The following is a 15,010-nucleotide window of genomic DNA, read 5'->3' as shown; positions in this document are numbered from 1 at the left end:
TAAAAATCCGGGAAGCATAAATTTTAGATATTAAGATGAAATTTTTTTTTAAGTTATTTATTTATATATCTCTTGTATATCTGATTTTTCATCTTTATCAAAATAATTATCTGATTATCCCTGAAGTCCAATCCTTTGTACTATTAGTTTTTTCCATATTTTTCATGTTAATCGGTTTTTTATTAAATGCTAAAGCATGGCAATGTCTACTCAAAGCAAGCAATAAGGAAGTTACTTATTCTGAATCAATTTCTTCAATTGGACTTTCAATATTTGGAAAGTATATGCCCGGGAAGTTCTGGGTTATTGTCGGGCGGGCAGCATATGTGGCAGAAAAAAAGGGAGATTCAATTTTTAGAATAACGACAATTTCTTTTTTAGGGCAGGGGATTGCCATTACTACTGGAATTATACTGGGTAATATTGTTTTATGGTATTACATGATCAGTTGGTTTTGGGTTCTATTTTTTATTGAAATACTGTTTTTAATATTTATTTTATGCCCATTTTCAAAATTGCTGCCTGAAAAAAGCTATTTTTATAAAAAGGGGGGATCGATTATCCTTTTACTAGGGCCGCACCTATTTAGAGCTATCCCTTGGTTCCTGCTTTTCTGGATATCTTGGGGGATTGGATTTTATGGGTTCGTCGGAGCTTTATCCATAACTAACACATGGATTGTGGCACCGATATTTATCCTTTCGAGCACATTGGGCATTTTGGCATTTTTTGTTCCAGGCGGAATAGGGGTTCGTGAAGGCTTTCTTTCTTTTTTTCTCATAAAATGTGGGTATTCATTGGAGATAGCAACTACAATAGCGGTTGGAAGTAGATTGTGGTTTTTACTAGGAGAGATATTTGTTTTTATATGCGGTTTAATAATTTCAAATGTTCAAGGTTTTAGTAAAAAAAATAAAAAAAGTTATTCTGAAAATTGAATTTATTTTTTTACCTTTCCTAAATATAGCAGCCAAGGAAAAACTGAAATCCAATATTTATTCTTTATAATTACAAACTCATCAATAAATTCTTCGAATTCTTTTTTCCTCCAAAAATTCATATGAGATGGCGTTTTACCACCATTTTTTAGATATTTCCCTCTTAATATATTTCCTAAGCAAAAGAAGGGTTCATGTGGCACAGATATTAAGATCCAGCCGTCTTTTTTTGATATTCGTTTAAATTCGAGCATTGCCTTATAGGGGGCTCGGATGTGCTCTAATACTTCATTGGCTATTACATAGTCAAAGGAATTTTCATTAAATGGCAGATTATGAATGTCTGATTGTATATAATCAAAATAGGAATAATTATTTTTCGCATAGATCAATTTTTCATAATTTATATCGAGTGCTGTAATTTTATTTAAAACGTTATTTTTAAATAAAAATGATAAAAGGTGGGCTTCACCACACCCTACATCTAATCCTTTTAACTTATAAGCATTTATTTTTTTTAAACTTTTACTGTTTTTATTTAAAAAATTTTTCAATAAAAATTTTATTATTAAATTATTGTTCAAATAATTTTTATCCACTATATTTAATGTATTGTATTTATTGTGCATATTATTTTTAAAATGTTTAAAAATCGGAGTTTGCGTTTCCCTTATTTTCCTTATGAGCGAATCGGCAACGTTCTTTTTTTCTAAACGGCTATATTTAACCAGCCAAAGGATCAGAAGATATGGATTTTCCTTCGAAATCTGAAGCATTTAATTTTTTGTAAAAACAGCTTAATTTTTCCCACTCCTCAGGATTTAAGACTATTTGGTTATTGTTGACGACAACCTCTTTATCAAGGTTATTCATTGGCGTTAGTAGTCCTAATTCTTTGTATATATTATTTATTTCTTTTTTCGGGTTGGCGCACAGATTTTCATACGAAATTTCAATATAGCTAGGTTCATAGGTGACTTGAAATTTTTTTATCTGTTTATTGATTTCCATCACTTGCCATAAAACTTGATATAATGGGTCTTCTTTAAGAATTTTTTCATGATTCTCCGGAGCAACACTCCACCATAAGGATTCATCTTTCATTAGCTGTCTTCGTGTCAATAATATTGATTGTGCATTAAAAAGAGGTTTTCTTGTTATATGAATAAATCGTGCTTCGGGGAAAATAGTATAAATATTGGCAAGCCTAAGGCTGTTCTTTAAATTTTTAGTGAGTAACGGTGCCTCATGATATCTCGAGATTAATATAAACGTATTTCGAATTAGTCTTTTAGACTCTAAGGACGGTTTTGAATCAAACCACTTTTGAAAGAGCACTCCCGCTTCGCTTGGAGAGAATGCACCTGGTATATATCCATATTTACTTGATTTAACCTTTTCAACTTCTTGAAATTTTTTAAAGAGCCGTGCAGATAAAACCATAAAGGAAGGCATTAATGCCATTAAATTCGAAATATAGGCGAAATTACCTTGTTGAATCAATAGTTGGTAAAGCAGGGTTGAACCAGAACGTGGAGTGCCAACTATAAATACAGGATAATGAAGGACGGATGAAAAGTTAAGATCAACTCCGCGAGTTAAGGGATCGTAAAAATTAAACGTCCGCTGCACTCCAAGTAAAATCTTTTTAAAAGAAGTAATTTCCATAAAGTAAACGAATGTATATTAATATCCTATGAATTTAAGTAGTTGAGGACCGAGGACCTTTATTATTGGCCGGGGCAGTCGTGTTAAAAATTTTGATGCAAGCCGATAAGAAGTTGAGCTTCTGTCAATTAATGGATTCTGCCGTTTAGACAAATCGGAAAGATATACATACATAATTTTATATGTCTTGACACCCCACCTAGACTTAAAATGTAACAAATCTTTATTATAAAATGGAGTTATTCCAAAATCAAAAACAGAATAATTTTTTTCGCAAGCATCTTTAATTGCAGTCCAAAATAACAATTCGTTCGGTCTGAAGCGCATAAGAGATTTGTTGCTAACAGATGCCCCATAAGCATAAATTGCAGTATCGCCAAAATAAAGCATTATAATTCCCGCCAATAATTGTCCATTCCTAAATGCTTGAAAAAGGCATCGATTGCCTTCCTCAAAATTATTATATAATGATTTAAAAAAGTTGAGCGGGTAAGGAGGAGCCCCTTGTCTACGACGAGTATCAACCATAAGATCATAAAAATTTTTATAATCTATCATTTTTTTTCCAATTTCGATTTTTACATTTTCTTTTTTTGCCTTTTTAATATTGCGAAGTGTGCTATTTTTAATATTTTTTTTAATTAAATTGATGTCGCTCTGGAGATCGAGAGTTGAAATAAAATTATTCGAAAATTCATTCCATTGGGGTTTGCTAAATCTTTGATCACATTTAAGCATCAATACTTTAGCATTAATGTTCTGAGCTATGGATTGCGCTGAATGCAAAAGAGCGTCGCACGCTTCCGGCGAATCATATAAAACTGGCACCATATGGCTGTATGGAAGACTGATAAGACTTTTTCGACCAAAAATATTTTTTAATTTGAAAAGAGGAAGAAAACCCTTAATAAAATTGTTTTCAACCGCGAACAAATATAGAGGAGTGAAATTGTAGGTAGAAGTAAGTGTATTTTTCCATTCCCATGAATGATAAATATTTGCAATTTTTTTTGAGCTAATATAATTATTTAAATGTCTCCAATCCATTTCACTGACATATTTTACATCCATTTTTATTTAGCAGCCTCAAAAAATTTTTAGGAAAAGAATTGTTTGCTTTTCCAATTAATTTTATTGGGAATCCCCGGTTATGCCGAGGTGATTTTCCGACCATATAGCCAAGAAAGAAACAGGACGCAGCCGAGTTGAAATTTTGCTGGTCAAAATTTGGGGCTAGCTTGAGTTTACGATTTATCAAAAATCAAATACATAACATTTTGATATAATATATAATATATTATATCAAGTGTCCTCCCTAACTTGCCAAATACTTTTTCATTTCAAATAAATTGAAAAGCTCTTCTTGCACCTCATCCAGTTTGGAAACAACGGATTGGGCCTTCTGTTTATTCTTCTTTTTCGAAAATATATTCAACACTTCACGGATTCCGAAAAGCTTATCATGCAATTTGTTTATCGACATGGGGAGCCCGGATTCTTTGGCTTTTTTCATAATCAAGGCACGAAGCAGCAGCGATAATGAGCAATAAAACCCATGAACTCTTATCATATTATCGGTCCAATGATACATGGGCCACCAAGTACCCGTGTTCCTGTCTTTCATCTGTTTGAAAACATCCTCTATAACGTACTGGCTCCGGTACGTCACAACGATATCTTCTGTCGTCCAGTTATGGTTGTCTGTGATAATAATGTTTTTGCCCAGATATGTATCGGCAAGCCTGGCATATTCATCCGTATTTATTTTATAGGATAGTGTCGGAATGCCATCGCGTTCACCGATCACTGTTTCTATCAGGTTTTTCATATGTTGCCCGGAAAGTGCTCTTGACATTTGGTTATGAATAGACTCTTTCGTCGGTTTTTTGCCTCTGGTTATTATACCCGCTGCTCGGTCGTCTAATTTGGCGGCGATAGCGTCGAGTTTGCCCATGCTTTTGTTGATTTCATTATTAATGGACTTCACCTGTGAAACATAAAGGTTGTCGTTGAATGTAACCACAACGGTAAGATCCTTTCCGTATATTCTTTTATGTGTACGAAAGGCCTTCACCTGATCAAGCCGCGGATGTGATAAGGGCTCAAAACGTTTATCGTTATTGGAGATTGTGCCCAGTTCTTTATGATCATCCGGTTTTACCGAACCCACAAAATGAAAACCGGAATCCCTGATAAATCTGTTTAAATTTTCGCTGGAGTTATTGCCCTTATCAAATACAATCGTCATGCCATCGCCTTTTGGGGCCCTGTTTTTAAAGGCTTGAAAAAAAAGGTCAATCAAGACCTCAAACTCCTTTGAATCATGACGATTGCCTTCGAACACATCGAAATATAGTGGGAAGTGGTCTTTGCGTGTACAGAACAAGGCATAATTAATTTGCCTGAGATCACCGCGCCCCTGTTTGTTTTTCCCTCTTTTGGCAATTGCGCAACGCGTGTTAAAAGAACCGATGAATGTATAAAAATTGGTGCCATCGTATGAAGTGCATGACAAATCTAATTTTTCCCGGTCCAACACGGAATTGACAAGTTTCATCCAAGCGCATTTTATTTTATCTTCTGTAATCGCAGACATGTTGTCCCAAAACCGCTGCGAACTCAGAGAGGCCTTGTTGACTTCAGGAAACGCACGAAACAGAATTGTATCCTGGAACCAGGGCCACATCGATCGTTTACTCACTGCGTCAATTCCCCGATTTATCGCGGCCAGCGTCAAATAGAATCCAATTGATGGTCCTTGGTTCCGTTTAGGGAGGACACTGTCGAGGGTTTGTATCATCTTTATCTGTTCGGACGTATTTAAATAGGCTGCCGGGCCGCCGAGCTGGAAAATCTCTGCATAATCCGGCTTTAATGGTTCTCCCTCTACCGCTTCAATGATTTTGTGCAAAGGTCCTAAATATTTTTGCCATTTTCTTCGAGACTTGCCGTCTCGCCTCTCGCTTTCTTCCGCATAATAATAGGTGATGCCTTTAATCTTCTTCCTGGTAATATATGCCATAGCGCCCCCTTTAAGTTAGAGGGTACAATAGCAATATATTGTGTCAATTGTCAAGTAGAATGTGAATATATTGTGCATAAATAGTTAGGGGGCACAAAATATTTTATTAACGCATTGAAAATAAACGGCTTTTCGAATAAATTATTTATAATTCGTAAACTCAGGCTAGAGGTTGCTTTGTATCAACCGCCAGCAAAGACGAAACGGTCGTCCGCATTTACTTTACTAAGGGGTGCAAAAATATTTAGACCTTTGTAGTTTAATCTGTTATGCTCCACCGCATGAATACTCAAGACGGAAGAAAAGTCGGACCGAAGGCGATGGAGGAAATCCGCATCCGTGCGGTACAGCGCGTTCAGGACGGAGAGAGCCCGGAAGAAGCAATCAAGACTTTGGGGTTTTCCCGGGCCTGCATTTACAAATGGCTTGCCAGATACCGCGGCGGGGGTTGGCATGCGCTGCGCTCCGGCAAACAAAGCGGACGCCCAAAGAAGCTCGCCGGCAGGGAAATTGCCTGGATATACAACACCATTAGAGACAATAATCCTCAGCAGTTGAAACTGCCTTTTGCTTTGTGGACGCGCAAAATGGTTGCCGATGTGATTAAAAAGAAATTCGGCATCAAGCTGAGTCTTACTTCTGTGGGCCGTCTTTTGCGCCAGTTGGGATTTTCTCCGCAGAAGCCATTGCACCGCGCCTATCAACAGAACCCGGAGGCGGTTGCTGAGTGGAAAAACACGACTTTTCCAGAAATCAAAAAGCGGGCAAAAAAACTGGGAGCAACCATATACTTTGCCGATGAATCCGGTGTCAGATCGGATTACCACTCCGGCCGGACCTGGGCCTTGAAAGGACAGACACCGGTAGTTGAAAGCACGGGAGCCAGGTTCAGTGTCAATATGATTGCAGCCATAGATACCCGGGGCCGCATGAGTTTTATGACCACAAAAAAGACCGTCCACAGTGAACGCGTGTGCGAGTTTCTGCGTAAGCTCATGCACGACAACGAAGGCCCTGTATTTTTGATTTGGGATGGTCATCCAACTCACAAGTCCAAAAAAGTCAAGGAATGCATTGAATCATTCAATGGCAGGCTGGAAGTCTATTTCCTGCCTCCTTATTCCCCGGCATTGAATCCTGCCGAGCAGGTTTTCAATAACGTAAAGTCGCACGGATCAGGGCGAATGGCGATTTCCGGTCCGGACAGATTCAAAGCCATAATATTTGGCCGCCTGCGGAAACTTCAAAAGTTGCCCCGGATTATCCGTTCATTTTTCCGGCATCCGGAGTGTGCATATATTTTATCTTAATGTATACCGACTTTTGCACCCATTAGTAAAATGCAAGAAAAACGATCGTAAAATCTGCCAACTTTCCCCCGACTTTGGCCTGCCGGTGGTCACTGACTGTTTTAGTTCAGGCATTAATAAATTCTGTTTAACCATTCCTCTTCACGACCATACCCATACTGTTGCATCAGTTTTCCGCATTGCCGGTGAAGATATAAAGCATACCTGCTTTCCCAATTCTGCCACTGATCATAGTTTTTGACCGAGGGATTTTTAAATGCGGTCTTGATCAAATCATCAACTGTTTTTCGATGATTTCCTCTGAAACCGGCAATTTTTAAAATCGTCTGGATAAACTCCTTCGGATTATTTGACAAATCTTCGAATTTTAACAAGTGATATCGGTTTGTCCAATTTTTTAATTTTGCGTATTCTTTATTTGTCACAGTCCAGTTTAAAACAGCTATTTCAAATAATTTATCTGTTTTTTTGCAGCCAAGCTCATATTCGCATGGCCTGAGCCGCCAAAAAGGAAAATAGAGTTTAAATAGGGTGTTGAAAATTTTGTCCTAAGTACAGTTTATACCGCTTGCCACTGCAGTTCGGGGATCTCTTATTATATAGATGAATACGGCATCCGGAAAAATTTCTGATGCCTTATCAATATTGGCTTTCAGTGAAAAATTGATTTCAAAATGAGACTCATTATTTATCATATCGCGTTTTAAAGGGTGAAACAACATGTAGTCATAAATGTTATTAATAATGGCGGAATTGTAATTTTTTAGCTGCATGACTTGAAAAAAGCGCAGAATCCTTGCATTTCTCTCATGAACTGCACTGATGCCCCTCAAGCTATTTAAAACATTATTGATAAACACGGTTCCGGTCCGGCCTGTGGATAAAATAAAAGTGGGCATAATGTTACGCTATCTTTTGTCGGGCATTAAATTAAAATATAACAGACTTAAAAAACCTGCGGCAATAATAGTAAGCAGCCGGTCGATTATAACAACAATGGCTCCCAGGGCAAAGTCAAATCCCAGCATTTCACTGACAAGCCCGACAATGCCTTCCCTGAATCCTATGGCGCCAGGTGCGAAGCTCAGCAAACGGCTCAGGATAGTGGATGCACTGAACAAGAGGCAATGGGAGAACGCAACATCCTGGGAGACAATTTGAAATTCATGAAAATATCTTGTTCCGATGACTGTTAAAATGAGTATCTGGAAAAAACAAAGTCTTAAAAGCAGGGTCGGATTTCTGCCCAAGGCCCGCCATCCAGAGTTTAACTCTGAAAGCCGGTTTCTAAATCGATCCGGAAAAATTCCGGATTTTATCGGCAGCCAAAGGCATGCCATGCCTCCGATAAATCCTGAAAAGCCAACCCACAGGGGCCAGTAAAAAGGCGTATTTGAAGCTATATAAAGATAGAAGAGGGTTGTCAGGCCGATTAATCCGCTGACCCCGATGAAACAGACATACAGGGCGGCTGTCACCGGCAGATAATAGCTGAATGAAAGTTGATATTTGTGCTTGAGGTACACGCCCTTGGCCACCATGCCGCCGGCAAGCGGCAGCTGGTTGCCGATGATATTCAGCACGGCCAGTGCAACGCTTTCCGGCAATAATAGGTTTATCGAAAACAGGCGATACAGATAAAAATTTGTTAGCCCCCTTAATAAAAAATTTAATAGAATAAAAAAGATAAGTAAAAAAAGGATATGGATAGACAGGTTAAACAGATGGTTTAATTTTTCGGCGTTGTTATAAACATAGAGGCCGATCAGGCATATAACCAGAATGGAAATTATATACGAGAGATATTTCCTGATTTTTGAAAATGGTTGATCAGCTTTTGAGCTCATATCCTAACTTCTTCATAAGTGGCCCGCAGACCTGGATAAACCAATCGGTTTGCTTATTGTTCCATTGGCACCAGTCCGGAAACAGCTTCTGGCTGGCATGCGTTTGTCCGGGCAGCCAATTTTTCAAGGTTTTTTTCTTTACAGCGGCAGCAGGGCTTATACTTACTGCAAAATCGATCAGATCCGAAAGGTTTTTTGCCGCATCAGGGGAGGATAGCACATCTTCAAACCGGACAACCCTGGCATATGGATTCTTCGCCGCACATTTTAACGCATATTGATTTAATTCAGCCCAGGCCCAGCAGATTTTTTCAAAGCGTGTCATTTCATGCCATTTTTCTCCATATACGCTGTCATTGAGTTCAACCGCCGTGGGCCAGCTTCCGGAGATCAATTTTTGCAAAGGGTTTTTTGCATACATGGTCCCAAAATTCATTTTTGAGCGGACCCAGTCCCTGCCGTCGCGGATAATATAAATAACGCGGTGCTGATAAAAGACCTTATCCAATAAATCAATGATGCCGTAAAAGGCTGAACTCGATTCAAGGTATATGGAACCGGGCTGGCGTTGAATAAATTTTTTCCGTTGTGAAATAATCCGTTTTATGGCTTCAGGGTCGCTCAGTTTCCCGGTTTCGCGATCTTTGGAAACAGCCTCTATGCTCCAGTCTGAAAATATAAATTTTCGAATCAGGAGCTCGAAAACCCCGGACTCCCTGATCTGCCGGTAAACCTGTGCGGCTTTATCGCCCATGCCTTCATACTGCCCAAAATTCAAGCGGTCAGGTTCATGCAGGCAAGTGCCATACAAAAGGGATGCGTCAAAAAGGTTTTGGAAGAAAAGTGTCCCGGTTCTTCCAAGCGAGGTAACAATGATTGAAGGTTTTTCTATCATAAACCCTGCATCAGCATCCACCGGTTCTTAAGTATCATGGGAATAAAGTTTTTCAAAAAAATCAAGATACCGAAAAGCTGTATGGCTGCAACCATATTTATTTTTAACCGCCTCCATTTTGAATTGATAGTCCGCAGTTCCATCTATGATCAGCTTAATTGCCTCTGCCATTTTTAAATATTCGGCAAAGGGGATCAGTTGGCCTGTAACGCCGTTGATAACAGCGTCTCCAACGCCGTCTACATCAAACGCAACGGTTGGCCTTCCGCATGCCGCAGCTTCAATGGCGACGATGCCAAAGCCTTCAACATCATTTTTTCGGGGGATTACCGGAAAGACCATGCATTCACAATGAATTATCAACTGCTTTTTGGTATCATTGTTTACCCATCCCACCAAATGCACCTTATCTTGAAGATTATTGGATGCAATACATTCTATCAGTTTTTTTTTGTATCCTTCTCTATGATATACGGCTTCCTTGGGCTCTCCGCCGGCAATTACAAATTCGATGTCCGGATGTCGGGCAAGGATAGCACCATAACAATTCTCAATAAATTCAATCAATCCTTTTCGTTCCGTTAATCTGCCCAGGCTCAGGATATATTTGCTTTTTAAAAACCTGGAAGAGGGCGGTGTTATATAATAATCAACCTCAATGCAGGGCGGAATGATTGCCAGATTCTTGACGTGATAATTGTTCTGCTGGATCAGGCGTCGGGTGTTACGGCTGTTGCAAACAATGCCGTCCAGGAAGCGGAGGCTGAAATCAAGCAGTATCTGGTAAATTTTGTTGTTATATATAACATCCAGGCCATGGGCATATGCCGCCACCGGACAGAATAATTTAAAAAAAATCAGTAACGGTGCGACCACCAGGCTGCCGCCGAAAACAATTTTTGGCCTTTGGGTGTATACCAGGTATAGTCCCCGCAAAAGCGCATACATCAAGAAAAATGGGAATCCCTTTACCGGGGCCCTATAGATATTTGGAGCGTTGTCCTTTTCAGGGCTGCAGGGGGCGATAACGGAAACCTTCACATGGCCGGAAAGATATTTGTAAAAATTCCAGTTTAAATTTTCCATGCCGCCTTTTTTGGGGGGAAAGTTCCAAGTGATGAGTAAAATGTGATTTAAGGAATGTCCGCTATGTTTGTTCATCCGGGTTGCTGCTGTTTTTTGCGTGCATATTGTTGAATATTTTTTTTCTTTCCAAGTATAACAGCTTTTCCTGGTTCTGCCTTATCCTTACAAACATGTCCGCCTGAAGCGCCGTCAGCAGAAAGAGCAGGCTGAAAAGCAGCAGAAAACCCGAGGTAAAACCCGCCCATTTATGCGGATGAAAATGGCCCGTAACCAGATAAAATCCGACAAAAAAGGTCCCCAGAAAAAAGGATAGCACAAAAAAGCCGATGGAGATGCCAAAGAAAAATTTAAACGGCTGATAATCCCGAAAAGATCTGAAAATAATTTTGGACGCATTAATCGCATATTTCCATAAATTGCCGGCCACCCGGGATTGACCGTATTCCCTTTCGCCTTTTACTTTTATGGGAACTTCCAGAATTTTGACTTCCTTAAAGGCAAGGTCTAAAAATGTTTCCTGGGTGTAGGTAAATTTTCCCATCAGGTTTAATTTAAGCAAAACTTCCTTGGAATAAGCCCTAAAGCCGCAGGAGACATCATGGAACTGCTGTTTTGTCAGAAAACTTATCAGTGAAGAGATGCGTTTGTTCCCCCATTTTTTTAAAACAGGCATTTCCGGCTCAAGATTTTTGTCCATGAACCTGGAAGCGGTGACGAATTCAGCTTCACCGTCTATAATGGGCTGGATTAAACAGGAAATATCTCCGGGATCAAACTGCCCGTCTCCGTCAATATTGACCACGATATCCGCACCGCGCTCAATTGCTTTTTCAACCCCGGTGTTAAATGCAGCACCAACCCCCATGTTCCTGAAATGTGAAATCACGAATGCGCCAGCCTCTTCAGCCCGGGAAGCGGTATGATCGCTTGAACCGTCATCGATGACGATTATTTCTATTTTCGTAATTCCTTTAATTGACTTTGGAATTGATAATATGAGTTCCCTGATCGTGTTTTCTTCATTAAAGCAGGGGATTAAAATAACGAGAAACATAAGAAATCCATGTTATGAAAGGGCGGTTAATTTATCATTCCAGAGTTTTTCATTGCCATAGCCGAATTTTTCCATCAACGTGCCACAGATTTGATCAAGCGTCCGGGCTCTTTGATTCGACCACTCTGGCCACGACGGGAAATCATATGCAATATTTTTGTGAATTTTTTGATTCAGAATGTTTTCTAAATTGACTTCTGAATTATAATCAAACTGCTTATCCCCAAAGTTTGCTATAAATTCAATAAGTAGCTTAAAATATGAGGTTTTTTGGTCTGCGCAAAATAAGTCTTCAAATTTAAAAATTTTGATGTTCGAATCCTCTGCGCTGTCATCCGAAAGTATTTCATAAATTGTTTTCCAGGCCCAGCATAATTTTTGAAATTGATCAAAATGCCGCCAATCATTCTGATATACCGTATCATGAATCATAAACGGCGACAACCGCCTGAAGCCGAATTTGCTGACCCAGTCCCTGCGGCCGTACATCTTACCCCAGTCCATGTTGGAGCGGACCCAGTCACGGGGGTCTCTTATGAGGATGACGACTTTATAATTTGCACAGGTTTCCCGGATTACTGGAATCAGTCCATACCACCCGGAATAAGATTCAATGATCAGCTCTTTGTCTATTTTCTGATAATAGCGCGTTCGATATTTTACCAGACAATCCCTGGCGTCATCCAAGGAGTAACGGCCGGATAAATATAAATCCGATAGATTTCGAATGCCGGTTTTTCCAAGCAGCCTGCCAAATATCATCCAATACAGGCCGAAATTTTTGATGCCGGATAAAAGAGGGGTTTCTCCCTTTTTTAAATGAACGACGTCCGGTTCGTGAATGGAAAATGAACTTGTAATGTGGTTGGATAGTACATCCCCGAAAAACTTGGTTCCGGTTCGGCCGCCGGAGACAAAAAAAACGAAAAATTTATTTTTAAATGGATTCATTTGACGTAGGCCGACCTCTTCGTTCCGGATTTTACTTGGATGGGAATATCAATGGATTATTATCGAACGATTGTCTTGATAATATTGGCAAACAGATCCAGTGCGCTTTGAATGTAATATTCAGTAATAGAATCCGCCCATCGCTCCGGGTGAATCTGGAACACAGCCTTTGGATAACAGGCCTTGTTGAAACAATCAAGCAGTGTCTCGCCGTTTTTGAAATCCCGTGTTACAGCTGAGTTTACCATGTCGCGACGGTTGGCTCTGCCGGAATACCAGTTCCTGCCTGTGTCGGTAATATAGGCAATGCCAGAATAGTCAATATCCAGATAGACTTCCCCGGATATTTCAAGGATGTTTTTTAAATATTCATGATTTAGCGAATCCCGCCATATATCCCGGTTGTCATACGGACTCAATGGACTGCCGTGCATGGCAATGGTTCGAACCGGGACGATGTTGCGAAGTTTTTTCAGGTTCTGCTCAAAGTCTTTTAATGCAACTTGGTGTTTGCCTTTGGCATCAGAGAGGGATTCATAATGGTACCCGATTTCATGACCGGCGCCGGCAATTTCGGAGATGATTCCCGGCTTGAATACATGCTTCCGGGTGCGGAAATAATAAGTGCTGCAAATGCCCATTTCACTTTCCAGGAGGGCCATTTTAAGCGCATTGCCGGGTTTTCTGTCCACATCATGGCGGATTAAGATAAAAGAATATGGCAGCTCGTCAAGAGAGAAAAAATCTGAGAAACAAAGTATATTGGGATATGATGCTTTTATGGCGCGCAGATATTGCCTGTAAGCATTCAGCGTAAAGTCCTTCATACAGTAGTAGCACGATTCCAGTGGGTTACAGTAAATGTAGTACTCATGAAGATTCTTTTATCATATGTGAAGTCTCAAGGCCAGCATTAGGATTGATTGTTTGCATGCAACATATACAGTAGGTCCAGCCGGCTGTCAAAATGGACATGGGAAAGCGGTTTATGTTCCGGGATATTATATCAATTATTTTTCGCCCTTATTTTTTGCTCCGGTTCTTGAATTCATTGGAGTGTTTCTTCATAACTTCAAACATATCTCATCGCCCCCACGTGGTTCAAACAAAACCCTCATTGGAAGCGACAACTATCCTGACAGGGGGCCTGATCGTGGGGGTCAATCCATGCAGAAGGGTCGCAATCGGCTTTGAGTTTGGGGGCTCGGCGGTGATCTTAAATGTATTGCAGATTACTCAGGACATGGTGAAAGTAGTCCCTGACCCAGACATCCAGGTCCCGGAGATCGGGTATAAAGACGGCAACATCCGCCCTGGCTGCTTCAAAATCAATGGATTCGATGCGGCGGTATATTATACCGGCCATTCTACGGGAGTAAGCGGGGGCTTATCGGTATAAGCGCCCCGCTGCCGAAGCCAGCCTGGCCTCAAGGTGCGCAAGCAGGAGCGGCACTTTTTTGCGCACCAGAAAGGCAAAGTCATACCAGGCCCGGCCTTTGACCCGGTTCTTTCATCAGCGGTACAAAATCGCGGCTATTTTTTGGCCAACAGGGCCGACCCGGCATAGGCCCTCAGGGAATATGGCAAAGCAGGACTGTTTGGCAGTAAAATGCGGCATGAGTGAAAAAAATTGAGAGCAGTTGTAAGGGCTGTTGTAAGGGCTGGATAAGCATGGATTTTTGTGTTATTATGAAGAGTATTAAAATGTTTCTGATCAGTTATGCTGACCGGTGGAATGGCATCCAATGGATTCAAGAATTGTCGAAGTTTTCGAAAAAGTGAAGTCAAAGAATTTTTTATTTTTCAGGGGGGGGGCGAAAAATGCAAATCGAAAACATAAAACAGGAAGCTTACAGGATAAAGATTCTGTTTAGGTATACAGTTAATTCTGGCATTTCTGTCATGTGTTTTCAAGTGCGAGGATAGGACAGGGCTGCACCATCGGGCAAAAGGTGATGATCGGCTTGGAGGTGGATATCGGCAGTGGATGCAAAATCCAAAACAACGTGTCTGTTTATCAGGGCTTGACCCTTGAAGACGACCTTTTTTGCGGGCCATCCATTGTGTTTACCAATATTTATAATCCCACCATTTCGGCGGATCGGGTGGGTGTGCGAGTACGGGAAGCTGCTGGATGCGGATTTTATGTACCAGGAATGCGGGAAGTTATGGTGTAAAAAGTAAGGTTATGCATTATTGCTTATTAATCACAGTCCGTTTTCAATTAGTTGTAGGTCAA

16 protein-coding genes are annotated in these 15,010 nt (G+C 40.3%); 4 read left to right on the top strand and 12 right to left on the bottom strand.

Features of this window, described 5'->3' with window-relative positions:
- Positions 1–35: 35 nt before the first annotated feature.
- Positions 36–938 carry a lysylphosphatidylglycerol synthase domain-containing protein gene (locus U5L07_02815; protein ID MDZ7830663.1) on the top strand — a complete coding sequence of 301 codons (903 nt, stop codon included), beginning with the start codon at positions 36–38 and terminating at the stop codon, positions 936–938.
- Between the two features lie 2 nt (positions 939–940).
- Here U5L07_02815 and U5L07_02810 read toward each other — a convergent pair whose 3' ends face one another.
- The 4 genes from U5L07_02810 to U5L07_02795 form a co-directional block, all read right to left on the bottom strand.
- Positions 941–1,714 carry a class I SAM-dependent methyltransferase gene (locus tag U5L07_02810; GenBank protein MDZ7830662.1) on the bottom strand — a complete coding sequence of 258 codons (774 nt, stop codon included), beginning with the start codon at positions 1,712–1,714 and terminating at the stop codon, positions 941–943.
- Positions 1,662–2,606 carry a sulfotransferase gene (locus U5L07_02805; GenBank protein ID MDZ7830661.1) on the bottom strand — a complete coding sequence of 315 codons (945 nt, stop codon included), beginning with the start codon at positions 2,604–2,606 and terminating at the stop codon, positions 1,662–1,664. Before U5L07_02805 ends, U5L07_02810 begins: the two co-directional genes overlap by 53 nt.
- A gap of 18 nt (positions 2,607–2,624) precedes the next feature.
- The gene (locus U5L07_02800) at positions 2,625–3,677 is read right to left on the bottom strand and encodes a GNAT family N-acetyltransferase (GenBank protein MDZ7830660.1); all 1,053 of its coding nucleotides are present in this window, start codon (positions 3,675–3,677) and stop codon (positions 2,625–2,627) included.
- Positions 3,678–3,921: 244 nt separating this feature from the next.
- Positions 3,922–5,628 (bottom strand): IS1634 family transposase, encoded by a 1,707-nt coding sequence (locus U5L07_02795; GenBank protein ID MDZ7830659.1) that lies wholly within the window; start codon positions 5,626–5,628, stop codon positions 3,922–3,924.
- A gap of 281 nt (positions 5,629–5,909) precedes the next feature.
- On the opposite strand from U5L07_02795, the gene U5L07_02790 reads away from it, so the two are divergent.
- Positions 5,910–6,938 (top strand): IS630 family transposase, encoded by a 1,029-nt coding sequence (locus tag U5L07_02790; GenBank protein MDZ7830658.1) that lies wholly within the window; start codon positions 5,910–5,912, stop codon positions 6,936–6,938.
- 113 nt (positions 6,939–7,051) lie between these two features.
- Here U5L07_02790 and U5L07_02785 read toward each other — a convergent pair whose 3' ends face one another.
- From U5L07_02785 to U5L07_02765, 5 genes are all read right to left on the bottom strand, one after another.
- Positions 7,052–7,363: a hypothetical protein gene (locus U5L07_02785; protein MDZ7830657.1), complete on the bottom strand. Its 312-nt coding sequence runs from the start codon at positions 7,361–7,363 to the stop codon at positions 7,052–7,054.
- 123 nt (positions 7,364–7,486) lie between these two features.
- Positions 7,487–7,837 carry a sulfotransferase gene (locus U5L07_02780; GenBank protein ID MDZ7830656.1) on the bottom strand — a complete coding sequence of 117 codons (351 nt, stop codon included), beginning with the start codon at positions 7,835–7,837 and terminating at the stop codon, positions 7,487–7,489.
- Between the two features lie 9 nt (positions 7,838–7,846).
- A complete protein-coding gene (locus U5L07_02775; protein ID MDZ7830655.1) occupies positions 7,847–8,785 on the bottom strand; it encodes a lysylphosphatidylglycerol synthase domain-containing protein in 939 nt (312 codons plus the stop codon).
- Complete coding sequence (locus tag U5L07_02770) at positions 8,769–9,680, bottom strand: sulfotransferase (GenBank protein ID MDZ7830654.1); 912 nt, start codon at positions 9,678–9,680, stop codon at positions 8,769–8,771. The genes U5L07_02775 and U5L07_02770 overlap by 17 nt, the downstream gene beginning before the upstream one ends.
- Before the next feature lie 27 nt (positions 9,681–9,707).
- Entirely contained in the window at positions 9,708–10,322 is a 615-nt protein-coding gene (locus U5L07_02765) for a glycosyltransferase family 4 protein (protein ID MDZ7830653.1), read from the bottom strand.
- A gap of 48 nt (positions 10,323–10,370) precedes the next feature.
- Here U5L07_02765 and U5L07_02760 point away from each other — a divergent pair, with 48 nt between their 5' ends.
- A complete protein-coding gene (locus U5L07_02760) occupies positions 10,371–10,526 on the top strand; it encodes a hypothetical protein (protein ID MDZ7830652.1) in 156 nt (51 codons plus the stop codon).
- A 301-nt stretch (positions 10,527–10,827) separates the two neighbouring features.
- On the opposite strand, the gene U5L07_02755 is transcribed toward U5L07_02760, so the two are convergent.
- The 3 genes from U5L07_02755 to U5L07_02745 form a co-directional block, all read right to left on the bottom strand.
- The gene (locus tag U5L07_02755) at positions 10,828–11,820 is read right to left on the bottom strand and encodes a glycosyltransferase family 2 protein (protein MDZ7830651.1); all 993 of its coding nucleotides are present in this window, start codon (positions 11,818–11,820) and stop codon (positions 10,828–10,830) included.
- A 12-nt stretch (positions 11,821–11,832) separates the two neighbouring features.
- Positions 11,833–12,507 carry a hypothetical protein gene (locus U5L07_02750; GenBank protein MDZ7830650.1) on the bottom strand — a complete coding sequence of 225 codons (675 nt, stop codon included), beginning with the start codon at positions 12,505–12,507 and terminating at the stop codon, positions 11,833–11,835.
- A 323-nt stretch (positions 12,508–12,830) separates the two neighbouring features.
- Entirely contained in the window at positions 12,831–13,598 is a 768-nt protein-coding gene (locus tag U5L07_02745) for a hypothetical protein (GenBank protein MDZ7830649.1), read from the bottom strand.
- 1,128 nt (positions 13,599–14,726) lie between these two features.
- Here U5L07_02745 and U5L07_02740 point away from each other — a divergent pair.
- A complete protein-coding gene (locus U5L07_02740; GenBank protein MDZ7830648.1) occupies positions 14,727–14,948 on the top strand; it encodes a hypothetical protein in 222 nt (73 codons plus the stop codon).
- Positions 14,949–15,010: the final 62 nt, after the last annotated feature.

The organism is Desulfobacterales bacterium (assembly GCA_034520365.1).
In the GTDB taxonomy this organism is placed as follows: Bacteria; Desulfobacterota; Desulfobacteria; order Desulfobacterales; family Desulfosalsimonadaceae; genus M55B175.
This window is presented reverse-complemented; position numbering and strand designations above follow the sequence as displayed.